22 protein-coding genes are annotated in these 21,123 nt (G+C 72.0%); 9 read left to right on the forward strand and 13 right to left on the reverse strand.

The genetic code is table 11. From position 1 onward, the window contains the following. Positions 1 to 312: 312 nt before the first annotated feature. A complete protein-coding gene (locus HHX35_RS04175; RefSeq protein WP_220504918.1) occupies positions 313 to 942 on the reverse strand; it encodes a TetR/AcrR family transcriptional regulator in 630 nt (209 codons plus the stop codon). A 78-nt stretch (positions 943 to 1,020) separates the two neighbouring features. On the opposite strand from HHX35_RS04175, the gene HHX35_RS04180 reads away from it, so the two are divergent. Next, positions 1,021 to 1,995, forward strand: coding sequence for a zinc-binding dehydrogenase (locus tag HHX35_RS04180; protein ID WP_182897624.1), 975 nt, complete (start codon positions 1,021 to 1,023; stop codon positions 1,993 to 1,995). A 162-nt stretch (positions 1,996 to 2,157) separates the two neighbouring features. Here HHX35_RS04180 and HHX35_RS04185 read toward each other — a convergent pair whose 3' ends face one another. Further along, positions 2,158 to 2,820 (reverse strand): DUF6461 domain-containing protein, encoded by a 663-nt coding sequence (locus HHX35_RS04185; RefSeq protein WP_182897625.1) that lies wholly within the window; start codon positions 2,818 to 2,820, stop codon positions 2,158 to 2,160. Positions 2,821 to 2,999: 179 nt separating this feature from the next. On the opposite strand from HHX35_RS04185, the gene HHX35_RS04190 reads away from it, so the two are divergent. Then, complete coding sequence (locus HHX35_RS04190; RefSeq protein ID WP_220504920.1) at positions 3,000 to 3,212, forward strand: cellulose binding domain-containing protein; 213 nt, start codon at positions 3,000 to 3,002, stop codon at positions 3,210 to 3,212. 26 nt (positions 3,213 to 3,238) lie between these two features. Here HHX35_RS04190 and HHX35_RS04195 read toward each other — a convergent pair whose 3' ends face one another. From HHX35_RS04195 to HHX35_RS04215, 5 genes are all read right to left on the reverse strand, one after another. After that, entirely contained in the window at positions 3,239 to 3,604 is a 366-nt protein-coding gene (locus HHX35_RS04195) for a ClpX C4-type zinc finger protein (protein ID WP_182897627.1), read from the reverse strand. A gap of 112 nt (positions 3,605 to 3,716) precedes the next feature. Then, positions 3,717 to 4,094, reverse strand: coding sequence for a hypothetical protein (locus HHX35_RS04200; RefSeq protein WP_182897628.1), 378 nt, complete (start codon positions 4,092 to 4,094; stop codon positions 3,717 to 3,719). Between the two features lie 111 nt (positions 4,095 to 4,205). Further along, positions 4,206 to 5,636 carry an MFS transporter gene (locus HHX35_RS04205; RefSeq protein ID WP_220504921.1) on the reverse strand — a complete coding sequence of 477 codons (1,431 nt, stop codon included), beginning with the start codon at positions 5,634 to 5,636 and terminating at the stop codon, positions 4,206 to 4,208. Between the two features lie 76 nt (positions 5,637 to 5,712). After that, a complete protein-coding gene (locus HHX35_RS04210) occupies positions 5,713 to 6,198 on the reverse strand; it encodes a MarR family winged helix-turn-helix transcriptional regulator (RefSeq protein WP_139576081.1) in 486 nt (161 codons plus the stop codon). 70 nt (positions 6,199 to 6,268) lie between these two features. Further along, positions 6,269 to 7,135 carry a dihydrodipicolinate synthase family protein gene (locus HHX35_RS04215; RefSeq protein WP_182897630.1) on the reverse strand — a complete coding sequence of 289 codons (867 nt, stop codon included), beginning with the start codon at positions 7,133 to 7,135 and terminating at the stop codon, positions 6,269 to 6,271. 71 nt (positions 7,136 to 7,206) lie between these two features. Between HHX35_RS04215 and HHX35_RS04220 the strand changes: the two genes are divergently transcribed. After that, positions 7,207 to 8,106 carry a LysR family transcriptional regulator gene (locus HHX35_RS04220; RefSeq protein ID WP_182897631.1) on the forward strand — a complete coding sequence of 300 codons (900 nt, stop codon included), beginning with the start codon at positions 7,207 to 7,209 and terminating at the stop codon, positions 8,104 to 8,106. A 3-nt stretch (positions 8,107 to 8,109) separates the two neighbouring features. Here the strand turns inward: HHX35_RS04220 and HHX35_RS04225 are convergent, their stop codons facing one another. Together HHX35_RS04225 and HHX35_RS04230 are read right to left on the reverse strand one after the other, a co-directional pair. Further along, entirely contained in the window at positions 8,110 to 9,132 is a 1,023-nt protein-coding gene (locus tag HHX35_RS04225; protein ID WP_142558388.1) for a hypothetical protein, read from the reverse strand. Between the two features lie 81 nt (positions 9,133 to 9,213). Next, positions 9,214 to 10,167 (reverse strand): DMT family transporter, encoded by a 954-nt coding sequence (locus HHX35_RS04230; protein ID WP_182897632.1) that lies wholly within the window; start codon positions 10,165 to 10,167, stop codon positions 9,214 to 9,216. Between HHX35_RS04230 and HHX35_RS04235 the strand changes: the two genes are divergently transcribed. From HHX35_RS04235 to HHX35_RS04260, 6 genes are all read left to right on the forward strand, one after another. Next, positions 10,166 to 11,581 carry a PLP-dependent aminotransferase family protein gene (locus HHX35_RS04235; protein WP_182897633.1) on the forward strand — a complete coding sequence of 472 codons (1,416 nt, stop codon included), beginning with the start codon at positions 10,166 to 10,168 and terminating at the stop codon, positions 11,579 to 11,581. The genes HHX35_RS04230 and HHX35_RS04235 overlap by 2 nt on opposite strands. A 64-nt stretch (positions 11,582 to 11,645) precedes the next feature. After that, the gene (locus HHX35_RS04240; RefSeq protein ID WP_182897634.1) at positions 11,646 to 12,434 is read left to right on the forward strand and encodes a hypothetical protein; all 789 of its coding nucleotides are present in this window, start codon (positions 11,646 to 11,648) and stop codon (positions 12,432 to 12,434) included. 206 nt (positions 12,435 to 12,640) lie between these two features. Then, entirely contained in the window at positions 12,641 to 13,186 is a 546-nt protein-coding gene (locus HHX35_RS04245) for a CGNR zinc finger domain-containing protein (RefSeq protein ID WP_182897635.1), read from the forward strand. Positions 13,187 to 13,224: 38 nt separating this feature from the next. Next, positions 13,225 to 13,827, forward strand: coding sequence for a GNAT family N-acetyltransferase (locus tag HHX35_RS04250; protein WP_030510708.1), 603 nt, complete (start codon positions 13,225 to 13,227; stop codon positions 13,825 to 13,827). Positions 13,828 to 13,969: 142 nt separating this feature from the next. Then, on the forward strand, positions 13,970 to 14,842 hold the full coding sequence (locus tag HHX35_RS04255; protein ID WP_182897636.1) for a 1,4-dihydroxy-2-naphthoate polyprenyltransferase: 873 nt from the start codon (positions 13,970 to 13,972) through the stop codon (positions 14,840 to 14,842). Between the two features lie 76 nt (positions 14,843 to 14,918). Next, a complete protein-coding gene (locus tag HHX35_RS04260) occupies positions 14,919 to 15,113 on the forward strand; it encodes a hypothetical protein (protein ID WP_182897637.1) in 195 nt (64 codons plus the stop codon). Here the strand turns inward: HHX35_RS04260 and HHX35_RS04265 are convergent. The 4 genes from HHX35_RS04265 to dapB form a co-directional block, all read right to left on the reverse strand. Next, the gene (locus HHX35_RS04265; protein ID WP_259404701.1) at positions 15,094 to 16,308 is read right to left on the reverse strand and encodes an FAD-dependent monooxygenase; all 1,215 of its coding nucleotides are present in this window, start codon (positions 16,306 to 16,308) and stop codon (positions 15,094 to 15,096) included. The two genes, HHX35_RS04260 and HHX35_RS04265, sit on opposite strands and share 20 nt — an antisense overlap. A gap of 35 nt (positions 16,309 to 16,343) precedes the next feature. Continuing rightward, entirely contained in the window at positions 16,344 to 19,244 is a 2,901-nt protein-coding gene (locus HHX35_RS44480; RefSeq protein ID WP_182897638.1) for a BTAD domain-containing putative transcriptional regulator, read from the reverse strand. 48 nt (positions 19,245 to 19,292) lie between these two features. Then, positions 19,293 to 20,072 (reverse strand): SDR family NAD(P)-dependent oxidoreductase, encoded by a 780-nt coding sequence (locus HHX35_RS04275; RefSeq protein WP_182897639.1) that lies wholly within the window; start codon positions 20,070 to 20,072, stop codon positions 19,293 to 19,295. A gap of 196 nt (positions 20,073 to 20,268) precedes the next feature. Next, on the reverse strand, positions 20,269 to 21,006 hold the full coding sequence (gene dapB / locus HHX35_RS04280) for a 4-hydroxy-tetrahydrodipicolinate reductase (protein WP_182897640.1): 738 nt from the start codon (positions 21,004 to 21,006) through the stop codon (positions 20,269 to 20,271). Positions 21,007 to 21,123: the final 117 nt, after the last annotated feature.

Below are 21,123 nucleotides of genomic sequence, written 5' to 3' on the forward strand. Positions count from 1 at the left end.
GGCCCACCCGCCACCCGCCGCCTTGGCCGGTGGCACGTTCGAGGAACCGACGACGAAGCGCTTGTCAGATTTGAGCTGGGTCTCTGCGGCGCTGCCGGACGCCGGGCGCCAAGGAGGTGGCCAGGACGATGCCGAGCGCTCGAGAACTCAAGGACAGACTCTTCGCGGCGATCAACTGTCACGACCTCTACGACGTACTGGACTGTTACGCGCCCGACGCCGTGTACATCAGCACCATGGGCATCGCCGAGGGGCGTGAGCAGATCGCGCCGCCGATCTCACTGCACCGTGATCTCTACTGCACCGTGATCTCTACTGCACCGGGCCCGAGCCGGGGCCGAGCAGGGACGCCGCGAGCGACCGCAGTCCGGCGGCGAGCCGCTCGGACTCACCGTCGAGCAGCAGCCGCGCCACCGGTTCATTGTGCAGCGAGCCGATGAGGAGGTGGGCGACGAGCGTGGCGTCCAAGTCCGGGCGCGCCCGCGCGATCAGCTCCGAGACATGAGCATGCCACCGCCGGTAGACCGGGTTGGCCTCCCGGGGACCGGCCGCGCTTCTCTGCGTGGCCACGGCGTGTTCGTGCGCCGTGATCAGGCCGACGTTACGCGAGGCGAGAGCCACCATGGCGTCGAGGAAGGCCAGGATCCTCTCGTGCGGCGGCGCCCCCGGACCCAGCGGAGGGGGACCGGCGGCGATGGCCTCGCTCAACTCCTGTGCGCGTTCCTCCATCAGCGCGAGCATCAGCCCGGCCCGGCTGCCGAAACGGTGGAACACCGTGCCCTTGCCCACGCCCGCGGCCGCCGCGACCTGCTCGATCGACACCTCGTCGGGCCGGTGCAGCCGCAGCAGTTCCTCCGCCGCCTCCAGGATCGCGCGCCGATTTCGCGCCGCATCAGCGCGCTCGCGCCGCTGTTCGCCCACTCGTGCCCTCTCGATAGACAACTTGACCAGCGGTCCATATAGTAGCGCTCACATCAACTTGACCTATGGTCCAGTTATCTCTGGCAAGAGGGGAAACACATGCGTGCGATCGTGATGCACGAGAGCGGCGGACCCGAGGTCCTTCGGCTGGAAGAGGTCCCCACGCCCACCGCGGGCCCCGGGCAGGTGCTCGTACGGACGGAGGCGGTGGGCGTCGGCTACGCCGACACCCTGCTGCGCGGGGGCGCGTTCCCCTTCCCCACGCCGCTTCCGGCGGTGTTCGGCTTCGAGGCCGCAGGGACGGTCACCGAGGTCGGGGAGGGGGTGGACCCGTCCCTGTCCGGCGCCCGCGCACACGTCATGAACCTGGACGGCGCGAGCGGCGCGTACGCCGAGTACGTGGCGGCGGACGCGGGTGCTCTCACCCTCATTCCCGATGAGGTGACGGCGACGGACGCCGTCGCCGTGGCCGTGCAGGGGGCGTTGGCGCTGGCCCTGCTACGGGCGGCGCGCCTGAACGGAACGGAGAACGTGCTGATCGAAGCGGCGGGAGGCGGCACCGGCGGCTACCTGACCCTGCTCGCCAGGGAGTCGGGCGCCGGCCGGGTGATCGGGACGGCGGCCAGCGAGGCCAAGCGACTCAGGGCACGGGCCTTGGGCGCCGACCAGGTGCTCGACCACTCGGACCCGGACTGGCCCGACGGGGTGCGCGACGCTCTCGACGGCGGGACGGTGGACGTGGTCTTCGAATCCCTCGGCGGCGCCTCGGCCGGGCGACTGCTGGACGCGCTCACACCCGGCAGCGGCCGGATCATGCTCTACGGCGTCCTCAACGGCGCGCCCGGCATCGCTCCCATGGACCTCCTGCGGCGCGGGCTGACCCTCGTGGGCTGCGGCGGCATGGACGCCTGGGCCCAGGAGGTGCTAGCCGCCCGCGCGGACGTGCTGGGCATGGTCGCCGAGGGTCGCCTCCTCCCGCAGGTCGACACCGTGCTCCCACTCGCGGAAGCCGCGAAGGCACACCGGCGCATGGAGGACAGGGCCGCCATGGGCAAGATCGTGCTCGTGCCCTGACGGGAGTCCGATGCTCAGCCGCCGCGCCGGGCGCACGCCTCTCGGCGGCAACAGTCCCGCTGCGCGGGACGGCATGCGCAGCGAGTCCCACCCGCTGTCATGGCCGAACCCTAGTTCGCGCCGCCGACATTTCAGCGGGACGCGCGGTCGTCCACGAGCCGATCACCTTTCCAGGATGGGCCCCACGAGCATCGGGCGGCCCAACATGTCCCGCGTGAACGACACCCCGGTGATCTTCGCCGCCAGGGCGAAGCCCCTCGGCACGGCGGTGGCGTAGTTGTCCTCCCAGACGGCGTCCCACGCGTCGTCGTCCTCCGGCCTGTCCAGGCACATGCCCAACTCACGCATGAAGCCGTTGAGCCGGTCGGGGTCGGAGCCGTGACGCTCGTACGGGTGCCGCAGCCGGTAGCCGGTGACGACCGTGCCGTCGATCGCGTACTCGAAACTGTGCTCGGCGGCGTAGTCGTGCCGGTTGATCGCCACCACCTCGCAGCCTCGGGACAGCGGGGTCAGCACCTCGGGGAGCGTGACCATCCAGCCGAAGGGCTCGATGGCCACGCACCACTCACCGGCCGGGAAGACGCCCACGTGGCCACCGCCGTCTCCGCCGTCCGTCTCCTCGAGGAACTCGTACACCTTGTCGTCGAGCTCGGCGAAGTCCGACTCCCGGCCCGAGTCCTCGCCGCGGCTGAAGCGGCGCACGACCTCCGCCGGGTCGAGCCCGCGGAAGAAGGCCACACTGAAGATCACACCCAGCCGGCCGCCGCCCTCGGACTCGGACACGTTGAGCCACTGGAACGGGATCAAGGGGTCGGTCGTCGTCACGCGGGCCATGGTGGCAGGTCACACCGACAGTCCCGGGCCTCGGATGACGGACGAAAGTTTCATCGTCCTCTCGCCCCTACCAGCGGCACCGGCGGTGGGGTGAAGGCGCACTGTCGACGGGCTCTCGGCCGCGAAAGATCCTCCCGGGAGACGCGGCCATGCGACGCGGGGGGATGCGGATGCGAAAGGTCTTCCCCTCGGGCGGCCAGCACGTGACCTCCGGCTGGTCGGCTCAGTGGACCCAGAGCGGGAGCGGTGTGGACGCCCAGGGCTACGAGTGGAACAAGGACCTCGCTCCCGGGCGGACCGTGTACATCGGCTTCACCGGCACGAACACCGGAACCAATCCGGCACCGGCGTTCTTCAGCGTCAACGGCGCCAAGTGCACCTGAACCTCGAGGACACGACCGGCCCCGCGTCACTCCTCGCCGGAGAACCTCTCCCAGGCGGACTGCCTGGTCATGCCGAGTGCAGCACCGATCCTGGCCCAGGTGGCGCCCCGGTCGCGCGCCCGATGCACCCAGACCCGCAGGTTGTCCTCTACCTGCGTACTCACCTCGGCGATACGCGGAAGGAACTCCAGGATCTGCTCGACGGTCATGCTCTCGGCGTACGGAATCTCCGGCGTCTCGACGGACTGGGCCGCCAGGATCTCGGCGCAGAGCCCGACGCATTCGTTGCAGATGTGGACGCCGGCACCGGCGATCATCTTGGCCACGTCGGTCTTCGGCTTGGAGCAGAACGAGCAGCGGATGTCCTGTTCCGCCAGAGAAGGAGCCGGCATGTCGCCTCCAAGGGGATAACGTGTCAGGCTATTCCTGACGCCCGCCCGAAAGGCTAGACCGTCAGGAGCAGCCTGACAATGGATCATCTGGAAAGCGTTGTTTCCCGCCGGCTCAGCTCTTGGGGCCGAAGGCGTGCGGGACCTCTCCCTTGCGTCCGCAGCGCGGGCAGGGCCGGTATCGCCCGGACCACCAGGTGGCCTTGAGCGTGCCGCTCCCCTTGCACTTGGGGCATCTGGACAGGTAGTTGCGTACGTAGTCGGAGACGAGCCAGATGCCGAAGAAGGCTCCGGCGAGGACGAGAAAGGTCTGGGAATCCACCATGGCTCCGTAGTCGGGGACAGACCGGCGACGAACGCGTCGCCGTACGGAAGCCGGTCGCGCGGGGGCGCGGTCACCGTCACTCACCGGCCGGGCGAGGCAGTGCGTGAGGTGGGCGCGGGTCGTCACCCGCACCGCGGGTGCGCGCATGGCCTGCGAGGGAACGCGCATCGCTGCCTCCGTGAGCACTGGTCGCACGGGAGAGGACGCCACACGGCCCCCGGCCGGTGACAGCCGGGGGCCGTTTCGTTGGAGTCACAGGACCCTGGGGGGCGGCAGCCCTCAGACTCGCTCGGGCTGGAGCTCCGCCGCCTGCTCCACACCCACTCGGGGCCGTCGCAGGACGACGTACGCGGCCACGAGGGCGCTGACCAGCAGGACGAGGGAGACCGTGAAGGCCAGCCGGTAACCGCCGGTCAGCGCGACCGCCTCGCTCGCCCCGCCCGCCAGCAGCCCCTCCGTGCGGGAGGCGGCCAGCGTGGACAGCAGCGCGACGCCGACGGCCATCCCGACCTGCTGGGTCGTGTTGAAGAACCCCGAGACCAGGCCCGCGTCGTCGGAACGGGCGCCGGACATGCCGAGCGCGGTCAGGGCCGGAAGCACCAGGCCCCCGCCCATGATGAGCACCATCACGGGGAGCAGGTCGGTCACGTAGCGGGCGTCGACAGGGACGCGGGTGAGCCAGGCCATCGCGCCGATCAGGAGCACCAGACCGCCCAGCAGCACGGCACGCGCGCCGAAGCGGGTGCTCAGCCGTGGGGACACGAACAGCGACACCCCCGCGATGGCCAGCGCCGCCGGGAGCATGGCCAGGCCGGTGTCGAGCGCGCCATACCGGAGCACCTGCTGCATGAAGAGCGCCACCATGATCTGGAAGGCGAACATCGCGCCCAGCGTCAGGACCTGCACCAGGTTGGCCCCGGCGACGGCGCGCGAGCGGAGGATCCGCAGCGGCATGAGCGGGGTCCGGGCGGTCGCCTGGCGGACGAGGAACGCGGCCAGCAGCACGAGCGCAACCGCGCCGAACCACAGGGAGCGCAGGCCATACCGCTCGATCTGGACCACGGCGTAGATGCCCAGCATGAGACCGGCCGTGACCAGCAGGGCGCCGACGGCGTCCGCGCCCGCCGACAGCCCGAGCCCCCTCTCGGCGGGCAGCGCCCGGACCGCCAGCGCGATCGTGACCACGCCGATCGGCACGTTGACGAGGAAGATGTAGTTCCAGCCCAGCGCGTCGGTGAGGACTCCGCCGAGCACCTGGCCCAGCGACGCCCCGGCGGCGCCGGTGAAGCTGAAGACGCCAATGGCCTTCGCCCGCTCCCCCGCGTCCGTGAAGGTCGTCACCAGGATGCCGAGCACGACAGCCGAGGCCATGGCGCTGCCGACGCCTTGAAGGAACCGGGCGCCGATCAGCGTCCCCGGCCCGGTGGCGGCTCCGGCCAGCAGGGAGGCGGCGGCGAAGACGGCGTTGCCCGCCAGGAACATGGCCCGGCGTCCGATCAGGTCGCCCAGCCGGCCCGCCAGCAGGAGCAGTCCCCCATACGCGATGAGGTAGGCGTTCACGGTCCAGCTCAGTTCGGCGGGCGCGAAGCCGAGATCCCGCTGGATGGCGGGCATGGCCACGGTCACGATGCTGCCGTCGAGCACCGTCATCAGCATCGTGGCGGACAGCACGCCCAGCACGAGCCACCGGGATCGGGATATACGCGACATGAGTCGCCTCCTGTTCATGAGGAACAGGAGAAACCGTAGCAGATAGTTTCGTTGCAGACGATCCCCTACGGACCAATCATCCGCGGTGACGCGCCCGCCTGACCGGCTGCGGCGCCTCCACCGCCGTGGCCAGATGCCCCGTGACCAGCCGGTTGAGCGCGCGTACCAGCACCTCCGCCTCTTCCTCCGGCAGCGATCCGAGGGCGGCCCGGTGGACGCCGTCGACGACCTCCTGGCTCCGCTTCGCCACCTGCGCGCCCTTCTCCGTGACCGCGACGATCCGGGCGCGCCGGTCGGTGCTGGACGGGCGGCGCTCGGCGAGGCCGGCCTTCTCCAGAGCGTCGAGGGTGACCACCATCGTGGTCTTGTCCATGTCGCCGAGCTCGGCGAGCTGGATCTGCGTGCGCTCCTCCTGCAGCGCGTGGACGAGCACGCAGTGCATGCGCGCCGTCAGGCCGATCTCGGCGAGGGCCGCCGCCATCTGCGTTCGCAGCACGTGGCTGGTGTGGTCGAGCAGGAAGGACAGGTCGGGCTCGTTACGCGAGGGTGCCATGGCGGTCATGCACCCAGGCTACCAATTCGTCCGCTTGCGGATTATCTCCAAGAGTCCTGCTGGCGTCACCTCCGGGCGGTCACAGTGTCCGCAGGGCGGTCTCGATCGACGCCTGACTCGCCGGGACGAGCGGGAGCCGTACGGCGGCGGTGGGAATGCGGCCCTGCGCGTGGAGGACGCCCTTCAGGACGGTCGGATTGGGCTCGGCGAACATGGCCGCCGACATGAGCGACAGCCGGTGACCGAGGGCGCGGGCGTGCTCGGCCTCTCCGGCCCGCCACGCCCGGAAGAGCTCGGCGAATTCGCCGGTGCGCAGGTGGGCGGAGGCGAGGATGCCGCCGGCGGCGCCCAGGGCGAGCAGCGCGGACAGGAACGGGTCGTCCCCGGCGAGCACCGCGAAGTCCGCCGGCGGGTCGGCGAGCAGGGCGACCGTGTCGAGGTCGACGCCGCCGACCGCGTGCTTGACCCCGGCCACCATGGGCAGCGCGCCCAGCCGGCGCAGCGTGGCCGCGCCCACCGACTGCCCCGTTCGATAGGGGATGTTGTACACGACCAGCGGCACCGGGGTCTGCTCGGCCAGCGCGGTGAAGTGGGCGAGCACGCCGGCCTCGGACGGGCGGACGAACGCCGGAACCGTCACCAGCGCCGCGTCCGCCTCCCCCTTGAGGGCGCGCAGCGCCTCGGCCGTGCTCCGCGTGTCGGCCGACCCCGCGCCGACGGTGAGCGTCGCGCCCCGTTCGCGGCATACCCCGGCGCAGAGTTCGATCACCGCGCGCCGTTCCTCCTCGGTGAGCGTGGCGACCTCCGCGGTGGTGCCGAGCGCGACGAGCCCGGACGCGCCGTCGTCGAGCACGCCGTATGCCAGGTCCTGGAGCGCGTCGAACGCGATCTCGCCGTCCTCGGCGAACGGGGTGATCAGCGGGATATGGATGCCGGAAAGAGTCATACCGCGATCCTTCCGGCGAGCAACCGTGTAGGTCCAGTTCGCATTTCTGTCGAAACCGTTAAGCTGAACTGATGCTCGATGTCCGCAGGCTCCGCCTGCTTCGTGAGCTCGCCTACCGTGGCACGATCGCGGCCGTGGCCGAGGCGCTGACGTTCACCCCCTCGGCCGTCTCCCAGCAGCTCGCCGCGCTGGAACGCGAGGCGGGGGTCGCACTGCTGGAGCGCACCGGCCGCCGGGTCGTGCTCACCCCCGCCGGCGTGGCGCTGGTGCGGCACGCGGAGGCCGTCCTCGAACGGCTGGAGCAGGCCGCGGCGGAACTCGCCGCGGCCAGGACCGACCCGTCCGGAACCAACCTGGCCGGGACCGTGCGGATCGGCGCCTTTCCCACGGCGACCCGCGCCATCCTCCCCTCGGCCCTGGCGGCGCTCGCCCGCAGCCACCCGGGCCTGGATCCGATGGTGGACGAGGTCGACCCGGCCGAGGTCGCGCCGCGCCTGCGCGCCGGTGAGCTCGATGTCGCCCTGGTCCACGAGTACGACTTCGTCCCGGCCGAGCCCGACCTCGCCCTGGACGCCGTCCCCCTCCTCGACGAACCCATGTACCTGGCCACCGTGCACACCGTGAGCGGGGAGGGGGACGCGGCCACGCTCCTCACCTGCCGGGACGCGCCGTGGATCGCCTCCACCCCCGGCACGCTCTGCCACGCGATGACCGTGCGCGCCTGCCAGGCGGCCGGTTTCTCCCCTCGCGTACGCCACCACATCGACGACTTCGCGACGGTCCTGGCGATGGTCGCCGTCGGGCAGGGCGTGGCGCTCGTGCCGGAGCTGGGCACCGCCGACCCGCCAGAAGGCGTCACGCTGACCGCGCTGTCGATGCGCCGCCGCACCCGTGTCGCCTTCCGCCGGGGCGCCGGCGGTCACCCCGCCGTCGTCGCGCTGATCGCGGCGCTGCGTTCCGCCGTCCGATAGGGGTCAGAACACCGGGATGATGTCCTCCGGGTCGATGACGTCGACATCCACACCGTCGATGTCGAGTTCCGGGATCGCGGGGAACTCGATCCCCCACCGCTCGACGATCGCGCGTACACGGGCCATCGCCAGCCGCCAGTTGTCGGCCTGCTCCTCGTACGACAGCACGCCGAGGCCGCCCTCCCGCGCGTGGTCCATCAGCACGCGGTGGTTGTGCAGGAAGTACGGCGGCAGCTCCCAGAAGCCCTCGGGCGGCTCCCACAGGATCATCGACAGGAACACGAACCCGGCGCGCAGCTGCCGCGTGATCAGGCCGCGTACGTCGTCGGTGAGCCCGGGCCACTCGTTCTCCAGGATCGTCATGCAGATCTGGAGGTGCCGGGACTCGTCCCGGCCGATCTTGTGGAACATGTCCGAGAACAGGGGGTGCTCGGTGCCGGAGGCCATCCCCCGGAACAGCGTCGAGGCCGCCATCTCTCCCATCATGAAGCTCGTGAACAGCACGGCGAGCGAGTACTTGCCCACGGCCGCGTTGTAGCCGTTCCAGTAGCGCCCGCCGTTGTGGTAGAGCCAGCCGATGTTGTTGTGCGCCGCCCGTTCCAGGTCGGTGGAGGGCTGCCAGTCGAGCGGGCCGCCGGGCCACAGCCGCGCGATCGTGCGCTGGCAGCACTCCTCGTGGTTCATCTCGTCACGGGTGATCGAGAAGAAGCACTTGCGTACGGGATCCTCCTCGTGCTTCTCGAACGCCTGGATGGTGGCGCGGGCGAAGACGGCCGGGCCTGAGGCGTCGAAGTTGGCCAGCACGGAGAACCAGTACATGATCCCCAGCCGCTGCTCGGCCGTGAACTCGCCGGGGTCGAGCAGGTTCCACGGCAGGTCGGCGGGGTTCCAGACCATCCGCTTGGACTTCTCGTAGATCGCCGCGAGCTTCTCGGTCTCCACCCGCCACTCCATCGGGTAGATGTTGGGCTGCGGGATCTCGGGCGCCGGCCAGAAACCACCCTCAGGAACCACGACGTCCGACATCGCCTCACCATCCCGCGTGCGTGTGACCCGCCTCACCTTGTAACACTCTCAGCCTCATCCTGCGCCGTGCCGTCACACCAATCAAGTGCCCACACCGCGCCGCCCGCGGCTGGCTTGCGTGACCGCCACGCACACGAGCACGGCCAGGGCCGCCGCGATCGTCGCGACGCCGATCTCCTCGTGCAGCAGCAGCCAGGCCCACACCAGCGTGATCAGCGGCTGGGCGAGCTGGATCTGCCCGGCACGGGCGATCCCGCCCATCGCGAGCCCGGCATACCACGGGATGAACCCGAGGAACATCGACACCAGCCCGACGTACGCGAACCCGGCCAGAGACTCGGCCGAGGGCCCCATGGGCGTGGTGATCGCCAGCACCGCCGTCACGGGCACGGTGAGCGGGGCCGCGAGCACCAGGGCGTACGAGATGACGCGCCAGCCGGGGGTCTCCCGCGCGAGGCGCCCGCCCTCGGTGTAGCCGACGGCGGCCGACAGCAGGGCGAGCACGAGCAGCACGTCGGCCCCGGCGAAGCGGCCGGTCCCCCGGGTCAGCGTGAACACGGTGATCGACAGCGCGCCGGCCGCGCAGGCCACCCAGAACAGGGGTTTCGGCCGCTCCCCCGCCCTCAGCACGGCGAACGCGGCTGTGGCGGCCGGGAGCAGGCCGATGACGACGGCGGAGTGGGCCGTGCTCGCCCCGCCGTCCAGGGCCAGACCGCTGAACAGCGGGAAGCCGAGGACCACGCCCAGCGCGATCAGCACGTACGACCGCAGGTGGGCGCGGGGCGGCAGGAGCGGCGCCCCGGCGGCCTTCAGGCAGATCACCGCGGCGAGCGCCGCGAGCGCGGCGCGCCCGATCGCGACGAGGTACGGATCGAACCCCCGCATCGCGAAAACGGTCGCGGGAAACGACCCCGAGAACGACAGGACGCCCGCGCCCGCCAGGAGGCTGCCCCGCCATGCCAGACGGCGAGGGGCATTCGCGGCGGGGGCGTCCGCTATCGAAAGGAGGTCAATAGCGCTATCGTCAGCTTTCATGCACGACGATAGCAGTATCGTCCGTCTCGCCGCGATACTCCGGGAGGAGACGGAACGGTCGCGGCCGGGCGAACGGCTGCCGTCCAGCAGGGAGATCATGCGCCGCCACGGCGTGGGCCCGGTGACGGTCTCGCGGGCGATCGCGCAGCTCGCGGCGGAGGGCCGGGTCGTCACCCGTCCCGGCGCGGGCGTGTTCGTGGCCCCGGCCCGGCGGCCGGTCGCGGAGGCGCCCGACCTGTCGTGGCAGACCGTGGCCCTGGGCGACCGGGTGGTGGACGACTCGGCGACGGCGAGCCTGCTGGCCCAGCCCCCCGACGGCGTCGTGCCGCTCACGGGCGGCTATCTCAACCCCGAGCTGCGCCCGGTCAAGGCGCTGGCCGCGGCGGCCGCGAGAGCCGTACGCCGGCCGGAGGCGTGGAGCATGCCGCCGCTGAACGGCCTGCCGGAGCTGCGCCGGTGGTTCGCCACGGAGGTCGGCGGCGCGGTGACGCAGAACGACGTGCTCGTGGTGAGCGGCGGGCAGTCGGCGCTCACTCTCGCGTTCCGCGCGCTGGCGGCTCCCGGCTCGCCGATCCTCGTCGAGACCCCCACCTACCCGGGCGCGCTCGCGGCGGCCAAGGCGGCCGGGCTGCGTGCGAGCGCGGTGCCGCTCGACAAGGACGGCGTGCGGCCCGATCTCCTGGCGGAGGCGTTCGCGATGACGGGGGCGCGGGTCTTCTACTGCCAGCCGACGCTGCACAACCCCACCGGGGCGACGCTGACCCGCGAGCGCAGGGAGCAGGTGCTCGCCGTAGCCCGGGCGGCGGGGGCGTTCGTGATCGAGGACGACTACGCGCGATATCTGGCCACAGGACCGGTCCCTCCGCCCATGGTGACCATGGACGCCCACGGCACGGTGGTCCACATCCTGTCGCTGAGCAAGATCACATCGCCCAGTCTGCGGGTGGCGGGCCTGACCGCGCGGGGCCCGGCCGCGCACCGGCTGCGGGCCTGCCAGGTGGTGGAGTCGTTCTTCGTCGCCCGGCCCCTGCAGGAGACGGCCGTGGAGTTCGTGGGCTCCACCGCCTGGCGGCGCCACCTCGGCACCGTCCGGCAGGAGATCGGCGTGCGGCAGGCCACGTTGCTGGCCGGGCTCGCCCGCCACGCGCCGGCCGCCGAGGTGCACCTGGCGCCTCCCGGTGGCCTGCACGTCTGGGTACGGCTGCCGCCCGGCACCGACGAGGCGGAGGTGGTCGAGGCGGCGCAGGCACGGGGCGTGCTGGTGAGCCCGGGGCGCATCTACTACCCCGCCGAGCCCCCGGGACCGCGGCTGCGGCTGACCCACACGGCCGCGACCGGCCTGCCCGAGCTGGAAGAGGGCATCCGCCGCCTCGCCCCGATCCTGTCCCGGGAGCCACATCAGTCCCACTGGTGAACCTTCGCCCCGGCTGAGTCGTCTTTTCTCTGTCGCCCTTCAACCCCCTCACAGAGGAGACACCGTGCGCGTCCGCTCTCTGTTGATCGCGTTATGCGCCGTGCTCGCGTCAGCCGGCCTGCTCGTCTTACCGTTCGCCGCCGAGGCCGCCCCCACCGGGACTTCCTCCGCCTCGGCGGGCTGCTACCACCAGGTCGGGGACCACTGGGAATGCGTCACGCCCGGCGCCTTCTGCCCGGCGGCGGCGCACGGCAGGAACGGAACCTCGGAGGACGGCGACTCCTACCGGTGTGTGCAGGACGGCTCCTACTGGCGGTGGAAGCCGGCCGGCTCCTCCGGCGGCGCGGCACAGGAGCCGACGGCCAAGCCGACCCCGAAGCCGACCCCGAAACCCACGCCGACCGCGAAGCCGGCGGGGTCGAAGTGCTCCCAGAAGTACCTGCCGCTGCCGGACCCGAAGTGCCAGCCGGGGACGCGTGACCCCGCCGTCACCCAGGAGACGATCAAGTCCACGATCTGCACCCCCGGCTACAGCAGAAAGGTCGCGCCTCCGGCGAGCTACGCCGCCGCGCTGCGCGTCACGCAGATCGCCCAGTACGGCTACGCGGACAGGAAGCCGTCGCACTACAAGGAGGACCACCTCATCCCGCTGTCCCTGGGCGGGTCGCCCAAGAGCGCGAAGAACCTGTGGCCCCAGCCGGTTCTGGCGGGCAAGGGCAAGACCCCGGCCGACAAGGACGCGGTCGAGCTCACCCTGTGGAGGGCCGTGTGCCACGGCGAGGTGCCGCTCGCCAAGGCGCAGCAGGCTATCGCCAAGAACTGGCGGACCGCGGTGCGGCGGCTCGGACTCTAGATCCCTGGGTCATCGGCGCCCCCTCCCGCCGGCGCTCCTCCGACAGGCGCTCGCGGCGCTCCTTGTTTCGCGATGCCAGATAGGCCAGGTAGCCGACACGCATGGAATCCTCCCAGGAATAGACCAACACCAGTGAAACGCTTGCGATGGTGTTGGTATTTCGCGACCTCCGACTGTCGTACAGTGGTCACGAGGGGTGATCGATCATGACGGGCCCGGCGGAGCTGCTCCGCGACTTCGTGAACACCTACGACGTCGAGGGAGACGCCGACGAGCTGGCCTCGCCGGCCGAACTGTCCGTCTGGCTGCGCGAACGCGGGCTGATCGGCGACGACGACCGCGCCGCCGACGAGGACCTCGCGGTGGCGACCCAGCTGCGCGAAGGACTGCGGGCCGCGCTGCGCGGCAACCACGACGGAGGTCCGTACGAGGTTCCGGAGGGGCTGGACGCGGCGCTGGCGGGACTGCCGGCCCGCGTGACGCTCTCGGCGGGGACGCCGGCGCTCGAGCCCGTGAGGTCCGGAGTGGCGGGCGGGCTCACGCGGCTCGCGGCGCTGATCCCGGCCGCCCACGCCGACGGCACCTGGCCACGCCTGAAGGTCTGCGCCGAGAGCACCTGTCAATGGGCGTTCATCGACTCCTCGAAAAACCGGTCTCGCTCCTGGTGCTCCATGCGCGTCTGCGGAAACCGCACAAAAACCCGGGCATATCGGGCACGACGCCAGGCGGAAGGTACGCCGAGGCCCTCCTGACCAGTACGGTGTTACAGGCTAAGAAAGGAGCCCGCCGAATGGGTGTTAGAGCTGCCCGCCTCGAGGACGTCGACGCGGTGACCAGCACCCAGATCCGGGCGTGGAAGGCGGTTTATCGCGACTTCCTGCCACCGATCCCGTTGGAGCAGATGACCGGGCCGGCGGCGGAGAAGATGTGGCGCCGCCAGTGGGAGGAGGCGATCCTCTCGCCGCCCACGCCCCGTCACCGTCTGCTCGTCGCCGTCGAGCGGGTGGTGCCCGACACCGACGCGTTCACCGCGCTCGGCCCCGGCGGCATCCTGGCGACCGCGGCGCAGCGTGCCTCCGACCGGGTCGTGGGGCTGGCGTCGCACGGACCCGCCGAGGACCCCGATCTGCACCCGGCCACCACGGCCGAGTTGATGACGTTGCTCGTCGATCCCAACCACATCAGGCGCGGACACGGCAGCAGGCTGCTCAACGCCACCGTCGACCACCTGCGCGAGGACGGCTACAACACGGTTGTCACCTGGGTCTTCGCCGACAACCACCCGATGATCGGCTTCCTTGAGTCGGCCGGCTGGGGCGAGGACGAGGCCGAGCGCGTTCTCGACATGGGCCGCCCGATCAGGATGATCCGCCTCACCACCGACATCAGCTGAGTGACCTCCCTTTCCGCCCGTCCGTACGGCTTCCGCCCCCGGCGGCGTCGCCTCCGCCAACCCCGCTGTCACGACTTGACAGGGGATTGGCCAAACTAGGTACGCCTTCACCGGCTACGCACAGGTAGGAAAAGGGAGTCACGTGGCCACCCCAGCTCAATGGTTAGCGGGCGCACGCCCCCGTACGCTGCCCGCCGCCGTCGTCCCGGTCGCCGTCGGCACCGGCGCCGCCGTCGCGGAGGACGGCGCGATCTGGTGGCGAGCCCTGCTCGCGCTGTTCGTCGCGCTGGCGCTGCAGATCGGGGTCAACTACGCCAACGACTACAGCGACGGCGTGAAAGGCACCGACAAGGACCGCGTGGGGCCCCTGCGGCTGGTCGGCTCGGGCGTCGCGGCCCCGAAGCAGGTGCTCGCCGCCGCCCTCGGCTGCTTCCTCGCCGCCGCGGTCGCCGGGCTCGTCCTGGTGGTCGCCACCCGCGCGTGGTGGCTGCTCCTCGTCGGCCTCGCCTCCATCCTGGCGGCCTGGTTCTACACGGGAGGCTCCCGCCCGTACGGCTACCGCGCGCTCGGGGAGATCTCGGTCTTCGTGTTCTTCGGCGTCGTGGCCGTCGCCGGGACGACGTACGTCCAGGTGGAGCGGCTGACCTGGCTCTCGCTGGCCGCGGCCGTACCCGTGGGGCTGCTCGCCTGCGCGCTCCTCATGGTCAACAACCTCCGCGACATCGTGACCGACGGCCCCTCCGGCAAGCGCACGCTGGCCGTGGTGCTCGGTGACAGCCGCACGCGTCTGGCCTACTCGGCGACCCTGGTGCTGCCCTTCGTGTTCGCGCTCGCCCTGGTGCCGGTGCGGCCCTTCGCCGCGCTGACCGTCCTGGCGCTCCCCCTCGTGGTGGCCCCGATCAGGACGGTCCGCTCGGGGGCGACCGGTCCCGCGCTCATCGCGACGCTCCAGCAGACCGGCCGCCTGCAACTGGTCTTCGGCGCCCTGTTCACCCTTGGCCTGGCCCTGTTCTGACCGCCCCCGCATCTGGCTGGGAATCCGCCCGCGCGACCGCCGGACGCGCAGGGCTTCCTTCTCCGCGGCCGGGGCGATGACAGCCGGGGCGAGGAGCCGCGGCCTGCGGCACGAGTGGGCCGGTGCCGCGCTGTTCCACGTGGCCCGCCGCCGTCTCGTTCCCGGATACGACCGGCCCGCGTACGACCTGCGCTCCTGGCATCCGGCCTTCACCCTGGACGATCTGCTCGGCATGTTCGCCGAGGCAGACGTCACCGTCGAGCTGCGCTGACTTCGGCGTAGTCGCGGAGGGTGATGTTCTCGGCGGTCTTGCGGGCGATCTTGGCGGGCATGTTCCTTCCCGGCAGGTAGGGCATGATCTTGTAGTAGCGGTTGAGGGCCGAGGCCAGGAATCGGCTGCCGGGGACCATGAGCTTGGCCACGCCGTCGCCCATCTTCTGGCAGCCCTCCGCGTACTCGCGCATCTCCCGCTCGTAGGCGGCGAACGCGACGCGGTGGTCGCCGTGCGCGGCGGCCAGTTCGCCCGCCAGGACGTACGCGCCGACCAGGGCGAGGCCGGACCCCATCCCGGACAGGGAGGACGGGCAGTAGGCGGCGTCGCCTACCAGAGCGACCCGCCCTCGGGTCCAGGAGTCCATGCGGACCTGGCCGACCGAGTCGAAGTAGAAGTCCGGCGCGACGCGCATCTCCCGAAGCAGCCGATCGCTCTGCCAGCCGTTGCCGGCGAACTGGTCGGCGAGGACGGCCTGCTGCCGGGCCACGTCGCGGCGGTCCAGGTCCAGGATCGGCGAGCCGAAGTAGAAGACGGCCTTGGCCTCGGTGTTGCGGCGCGCGCTGTACATCGCCACCAGCTTGTTGGCGGTGCGGTAGACGTGGCCGGTGTGGTCGAGACCGAGGTGGTTGGCGGTGGTGAAGATCGCGCAGTAGAGCCCCAGGTGCCTGACATAGTCCTCCTCGGGTCCGAAGGCCAGGCGGCGGGTGATGGAATGCAGGCCGTCGGCGCCGACGACCAGGTCGAACCGGCGCGGCGCGCCACGTTCGAAGGTGACCGTCACCCCGTGGGCGTCCTCGGTGAGCGAGGTGATCGAGTCGCCGAAGACATACTCGGTGTGCTCCTTGGTGGCGTCGTAGAGGATGCGGGCCAGGTCGCCGCGGAGGATCTCGACGTCTCCGGCGAACAGGTCGGCGGGCATCTTGGCCAGCGGCTTGCCGGCGCTGTTGACGTACGACATGGAGCCCATGCCGGTGCGGGCGCGTTCGATGTCGTCCAGGATGCCCATCCGGCGCAGGATCGACAGGTGCGCCTCACCCCGGAAGTCGACGGCGTAGCCGCCGTCGCGCAGCGCGGGGGCACGCTCCACGATGGTGGGGGTGAAGCCGTGGCGGTGGAGCCAGTAGGCGAGGGCGGGGCCGGCGACGGAGGCACCGGAGATCAGCACGCTGCGGTTCGTCATTGCGTTGTCCATGGCAGAGAGCCTGCCGGTGAGGGCTCACCGGAGGCTCACCGCCGGCTCACCGCCTCTGCGAGGGCATCGGAAAGGGCACCGGGAAGTCCCAGCTGGCGCAGCGCGTCCGGGGCCGCGACGCCGCCGGCCGCCACGGCCTCGGCGGCCTCCCGGTAGCGTGTCCCGGCCGTCGGGTGGTCGCCGCGCGCTTCGGCGACGCGGCCGAGCCCGGCGAGCGCGCGCACCCGGTTGCCGAGGCTTCTGATCCAGTGTGGGTCGATCCGCTCCAGAGCCTCGGCGTACCGCCGCTCCGCCTCGTCCAGGGCGCCCTCCCCCAGGGCGATGTCGCCGAGTCCCCGCAGGGCCGCGCCCAGACAGGTGGTGCTGCCCGCGTCGCGGGCCAGATCGGCGGCTCTTGCGTAGTCGGCGCGGGCCCCCTCCGCGTCGCCGGCGGCGACGAGGTAGTCGCCCCGGTTGACCAGCAGGTCGGCGGAGTCCTCCAGGGCGCCGAGCCGGCCGGTCAGGGTGAGGGCCTCGTCGGTCAGCGCGATCGCGCGCGCGTGGTCGCCACGCCCGCCCGCCAGCCCGGCGAGCATGTCCAGAGTCAGTGCGGCGCCCCATCGGTCGCCGAGAACGCGGAACTCCTCGGCGGCCGCGCCGAAGTCACGCTCCGCCGGTGCGACGTCCCTCGCGCCCAGGGCGCCGAAGCCCGACACGAATCGGGCGACCGCCCGCACCCACGGCTCGGGGCTGTCGTGCTGGGCCGACAGGAGGGTGAACGCGGCCTGCGCGTCGCTTTCGCCGACGTTCCGCATCATCCACGGCAGCAGGGCCGCCGGGTAACGGCCCGGCCGGTCGCCCGACCACGCGGCGGCCAGGGCCCTGTCCGCCGCCGCGCGGTGGCGGAGCCATGTCGCGCGGTCGAACGCGCCCAGCAGCACGCACGTCGCGTACTCCTCGCCGAGGCCGTCCGGAGGCGTGTCACCGAGCGCGCCGAGCAGCCCGATCGCGTACGGCGCGACCGCGGCGGACGCGCCCCGGATCCACAGGTAGGCCGAGGCCGCGGCGAGCAGTTCCAGCGCCGTCGCGATCTCCCGGGCCTCGACCGCCCAGCGCACCGCCGCCAGCAGGTTCTCGTGCTCGGCGACGAGGAGCGGCAGCCATTCCAGTTGCTCCGCCCGCCGCAGGTGCGGATCGGCGGTCCGCACCAGCTCCAGGACGTGCCGGGCGTGGGCGCGCAGCGCCGTCTCGCGGTCGCCCGCCTCGTCGAGCCGCTCGGTGCCGTAGGCGCGGATCGTCTCCAGCATCCGGTAACGGCCGCGGGAGACCTCCAGGAGCGACTTGTCGGCGAGCGACTCCAGCGTCTCGGCGTCCGTTCCGCACACCTGCCGCGCCGACTCCGCCGTCGCGCCTCCCGCGAAGACGGTGAACCGCCGGGCGGCTCGCCGCTCGGGTTCGGTCAGCATGTCCCAGCTCCACGCGACCACCGAACGCAGCGTCCGGTGCCGTCCGTCGGCCGGGCGGCTGCCGCGGGACGCGATCGCGAGCCGGTCGTTCAGCCGCCCCTCGAGTTCGCCGAGGTCCAGCGAGCGCAGCCGCGCAGCCGCGAGTTCGACGGCCAGCGGCAGGTCGTCCAGAGCCGCGCAGACTCGCCGTACGCGCCGGGGGTCGGCGGCGAACCCCCGTCGCACGGCGCGGGCCCGGTCGGTGAACAGCCGCACCGCCGCCTCGCCGTCGAGCGGACGCACCTGGTAGAGGTGCTCGCCGATGACTCCCAGCGGTTCACGGCTGGTGGCCAGGACCCGCAGCCGGGGGCAGGCCGCCAGCAGCCGCGCCGCCAGCGCGGCCGCCTCCTCGACCACGTGCTCGCAGTTGTCCAGCACGAGCAGGAGCACCCGGTGGGACAGCGCCGCGATCAGGCGGTCGACCGGCGTCCGCGGGCCGTCCCCCACCTGCAGCCCGCTCTCGCGCAGGCCGAGCGCGCCGAGCACCGCCCGCGCCGGCCCGGCCCCGTCGCCCGGCGTGGCCAGAGCGGCCAGCTCCACGAAGCACACCTCGTCGGCCGCCACCCCGGCCACCTCGGCCGACAGCCGGGTCTTGCCCACGCCGCCGGGGCCGAGCAGCGTCACCAGCCGGGCCACCCGAAGCAGGCCGGCGACCTCGGCCACCTCCTCGTCGCGGCCGACGAAGGAGGTCAGCGGGGCGGGCGGCGCGGCCGGCGACGGCGAAGGATCGACGCTCAGCAACTCGCGGTGTAGCGCGACCAGCTCGGGCGAAGGATCCGCGCCCAGCTCCTCTGCCAGGTGGCGCCTGGTCTCCTCGAACACGACCAGCGCCTCGGCCTGCCCGCCCTCGGCGGACAGCGCGCGCATCAGCAATCCGGCCAGCCGTTCCCTGAGCGGGTGGCGGCCGACCAGCTCGCGCAGCTCCGCGATGGCGGCGCGATGCTCGCCGAGCCGCAGCTCGCCCTCGATCCGGTCTTCCAAGGCCGCCAGCCGCAGCTCCTCCAGCCGCATCGCGGCGGCCTGCGCCGTCTCGCTCTCGGTGAGCTCGGCCAGCGCGGGGCCGCGCCACAGGTCCAGCGCCTCGCGCAGCAGCGTCACCGCCCGTTCCGCCTCGCCGTCGCGCAACGCCGTCCGGCCCTGCCCGGCCAGCCGCTCGAACCGGCAGGCGTCCACGTCGTCGTCCGCGGCCACGACGCGGTATCCCGCGCCGCTCCGCTCGATCGCGGCCGCCGGCCCCAGCGCGGTGCGCAGCCGGGACACCTGCGACTGCAGCGCGTGCGCCGACAGCACGCCGTCGGGATCGATCTCCTCGATCAGCCGGTCGGACGGCACCACCTGACCGGGGCGGATCAGCAGCAGCGCCAGCAGCGCGCGCCGCGCCGGTCCGCCCAGGGGGACCTCGGTCCCGTCGTCGCGCCACACCCGAGTCTCGCCGAGGATTCCGAACCGCATGCCCGTGATTATCCCGCGATATCCCCCGAGGGAAGATCACAGTGGAGATCACGCGGGGACGATGGGCCCCAGGTAGGTCCCGCCCGACACGTCGACGGTCTGCCCGGTCACCCACCGGCCGCGTGGTCCCGCCAGGAACCCGACCACGTCCGCGACGTCCTCCGGCTCACCGAGCCGCCCCAGCGCGACCATCGCCTCCAGCCCCGCCACCACCTCGGGCATCGAGGTGTAGCCGATGGTCATATCGGTCCAGACCGCGCCGGGCGCGACCGTGTTCACGGTGATGCCGCGCCTGCCCAGCTCGTTGGCCAGCGTCGGGGCCATCGACTCCAGCGCCGCCTTGCTGATGGTGTAACCGATCTGAATGGTGACCGCGAACCGGCTGGCCGTCGAGCCCATGTTGATGATCCGGCCGCCGTCGTTCAGCAGCGGCAGCGCCCGCTGAATCACGAAGAACGGGGTGCTCACATTGATCGCCAGCAGCCTGCCGAACTCCTCCTCGGTGACCTGCGCGATAGGGCTGGTGGAAGCGATGCCCGCGTTGTTGACCAGGATGTCCAGGCCGTTCACGCCGTGTTCCGCCAGCCCGGCGGTCAGCCCTTCGAACAGCCTGTCCACCGCGCCGTCCTCACCGAACCGGGCCTGTACGGCGAACGCCCGGCCACCCGCGTCCAGGATCCGCGCCACGGTCTCCTTGGCCGCGCCCTCGTTGCCGCCGTAGTGGACGCAGACCAGAGCCCCCTCGTCGGCCAGCCGCAACGCGACCGCGCGCCCGATCCCCCGCGATCCACCCGTCACCAGCGCCGTCTTGCCGCTCAGCTCGCCCATCGTCGTGTTCCCTCTCTGAGGCCGGTCCCCGGTGGATCCGGCGATGGCTCAACACTGACGAGGACCGCTCACCGTTCCCTCACCGCCGGCTCACCGGGCCGCCGTCGACCGGCGCCGAGCCGGTCGTCCGCGGAACGACGAGAGGCCGCCCGGCCCTGTCCGGAACGACGTCCAGGCCGGGCGGCGGGCGCGACCACTACAGGTCGAGAAGGCGCTCCAGGCCCACGGTGAGGCCGTCGAGCCCCTGCACGCGGCGTACGCCCAGCAGGACGCCCGGCGTGAACGACGCCCGGTTCATCGTGTCGTGCCGGATCGTGAGGGTCTCCCCCTCGCCGCCCAGGATGACCTCCTGGTGGGCGATCAGCCCGGCGAGCCGTACGGCGTGCACGTGGACGCCGTCGACGTCCGCGCCCCTGGCGCCGTCGAGCGCGGTGGTGGTCGCGTCGGGAGAGGGGCCGAGACCCGCCTCGTGCCGCGCCCGCGCCACCAGTTCCGCCGTACGGCGAGCGGTGCCTGAGGGGGCGTCGGCCTTGTGCGGGTGGTGCAGTTCGACGATCTCGACCGACTCGAAGTGCTTGGCCGCCTGCGCGGCGAAGTGCATCATCAGCACGGCCGCGATGCCGAAGTTGGGGGCGATGAGCGAGTTCGTGCCGGGGTTGGCGGCCAGCCAGCCCCGCACGGTCTCCAGCCGTCCGGCGTCGAAACCGGTCGTGCCCACGACCGTGTGGATGCCGTGGGAGACGCACCACTCGAGGTTGCCCATGACGATGTCGGGGTGGGTGAAGTCCACCACCACCTCGGCCCCGGTCAGCGCGTCGAGCGGATCGCCCTTGTCGACCTCCGCCACGAGCTCCAGGTCATCGGCCGCCGCGACGGCCTTGCACACTTCCACACCCACGCGCCCGCGGGCGCCCAGAACACCGACCTTAATCACGCGCCCAAGGCTATACGTGACGGTGGGAGGCGGGACGGCGAGGAGCGGACCGACGCGCCCGAGTCCCGTGCGGCGGGAGGCGCCGCCTCAGGCGGGAGCCGTAGGGGAGGAACGACG

The organism is Microbispora sp. H10830 (assembly GCF_014161375.1).
Lineage (GTDB): Bacteria > Actinomycetota > Actinomycetes > Streptosporangiales > Streptosporangiaceae > Microbispora > Microbispora catharanthi.

Bases quoted from the DNA above. Each gene is read 5' to 3' on its own strand.
- HHX35_RS04180 (WP_182897624.1), top strand. From the start codon at position 1,021: ATGCGTGCGATCGTGATGCACGAGAGCGGCGGACCCGAGGTCCTTCGG.
- HHX35_RS04190 (WP_220504920.1), top strand. From the start codon at position 3,000: ATGCGAAAGGTCTTCCCCTCGGGCGGCCAGCACGTGACCTCCGGCTGG.
- HHX35_RS04195 (WP_182897627.1), bottom strand. From the start codon at position 3,604: ATGCCGGCTCCTTCTCTGGCGGAACAGGACATCCGCTGCTCGTTCTGC.
- HHX35_RS04200 (WP_182897628.1), bottom strand. From the start codon at position 4,094: ATGCGCGTTCCCTCGCAGGCCATGCGCGCACCCGCGGTGCGGGTGACG.
- HHX35_RS04205 (WP_220504921.1), bottom strand. From the start codon at position 5,636: ATGTCGCGTATATCCCGATCCCGGTGGCTCGTGCTGGGCGTGCTGTCC.
- HHX35_RS04210 (WP_139576081.1), bottom strand. From the start codon at position 6,198: ATGACCGCCATGGCACCCTCGCGTAACGAGCCCGACCTGTCCTTCCTG.
- HHX35_RS04215 (WP_182897630.1), bottom strand. From the start codon at position 7,135: ATGACTCTTTCCGGCATCCATATCCCGCTGATCACCCCGTTCGCCGAG.
- HHX35_RS04220 (WP_182897631.1), top strand. From the start codon at position 7,207: ATGCTCGATGTCCGCAGGCTCCGCCTGCTTCGTGAGCTCGCCTACCGT.
- HHX35_RS04225 (WP_142558388.1), bottom strand. From the start codon at position 9,132: ATGTCGGACGTCGTGGTTCCTGAGGGTGGTTTCTGGCCGGCGCCCGAG.
- HHX35_RS04235 (WP_182897633.1), top strand. From the start codon at position 10,166: ATGCACGACGATAGCAGTATCGTCCGTCTCGCCGCGATACTCCGGGAG.
- HHX35_RS04230 (WP_182897632.1), bottom strand. From the start codon at position 10,167: ATGAAAGCTGACGATAGCGCTATTGACCTCCTTTCGATAGCGGACGCC.
- HHX35_RS04245 (WP_182897635.1), top strand. From the start codon at position 12,641: ATGACGGGCCCGGCGGAGCTGCTCCGCGACTTCGTGAACACCTACGAC.
- HHX35_RS04250 (WP_030510708.1), top strand. From the start codon at position 13,225: ATGGGTGTTAGAGCTGCCCGCCTCGAGGACGTCGACGCGGTGACCAGC.
- HHX35_RS04260 (WP_182897637.1), top strand. From the start codon at position 14,919: ATGACAGCCGGGGCGAGGAGCCGCGGCCTGCGGCACGAGTGGGCCGGT.
- HHX35_RS04265 (WP_259404701.1), bottom strand. From the start codon at position 16,308: ATGGACAACGCAATGACGAACCGCAGCGTGCTGATCTCCGGTGCCTCC.
- HHX35_RS44480 (WP_182897638.1), bottom strand. From the start codon at position 19,244: ATGCGGTTCGGAATCCTCGGCGAGACTCGGGTGTGGCGCGACGACGGG.
- HHX35_RS04275 (WP_182897639.1), bottom strand. From the start codon at position 20,072: ATGGGCGAGCTGAGCGGCAAGACGGCGCTGGTGACGGGTGGATCGCGG.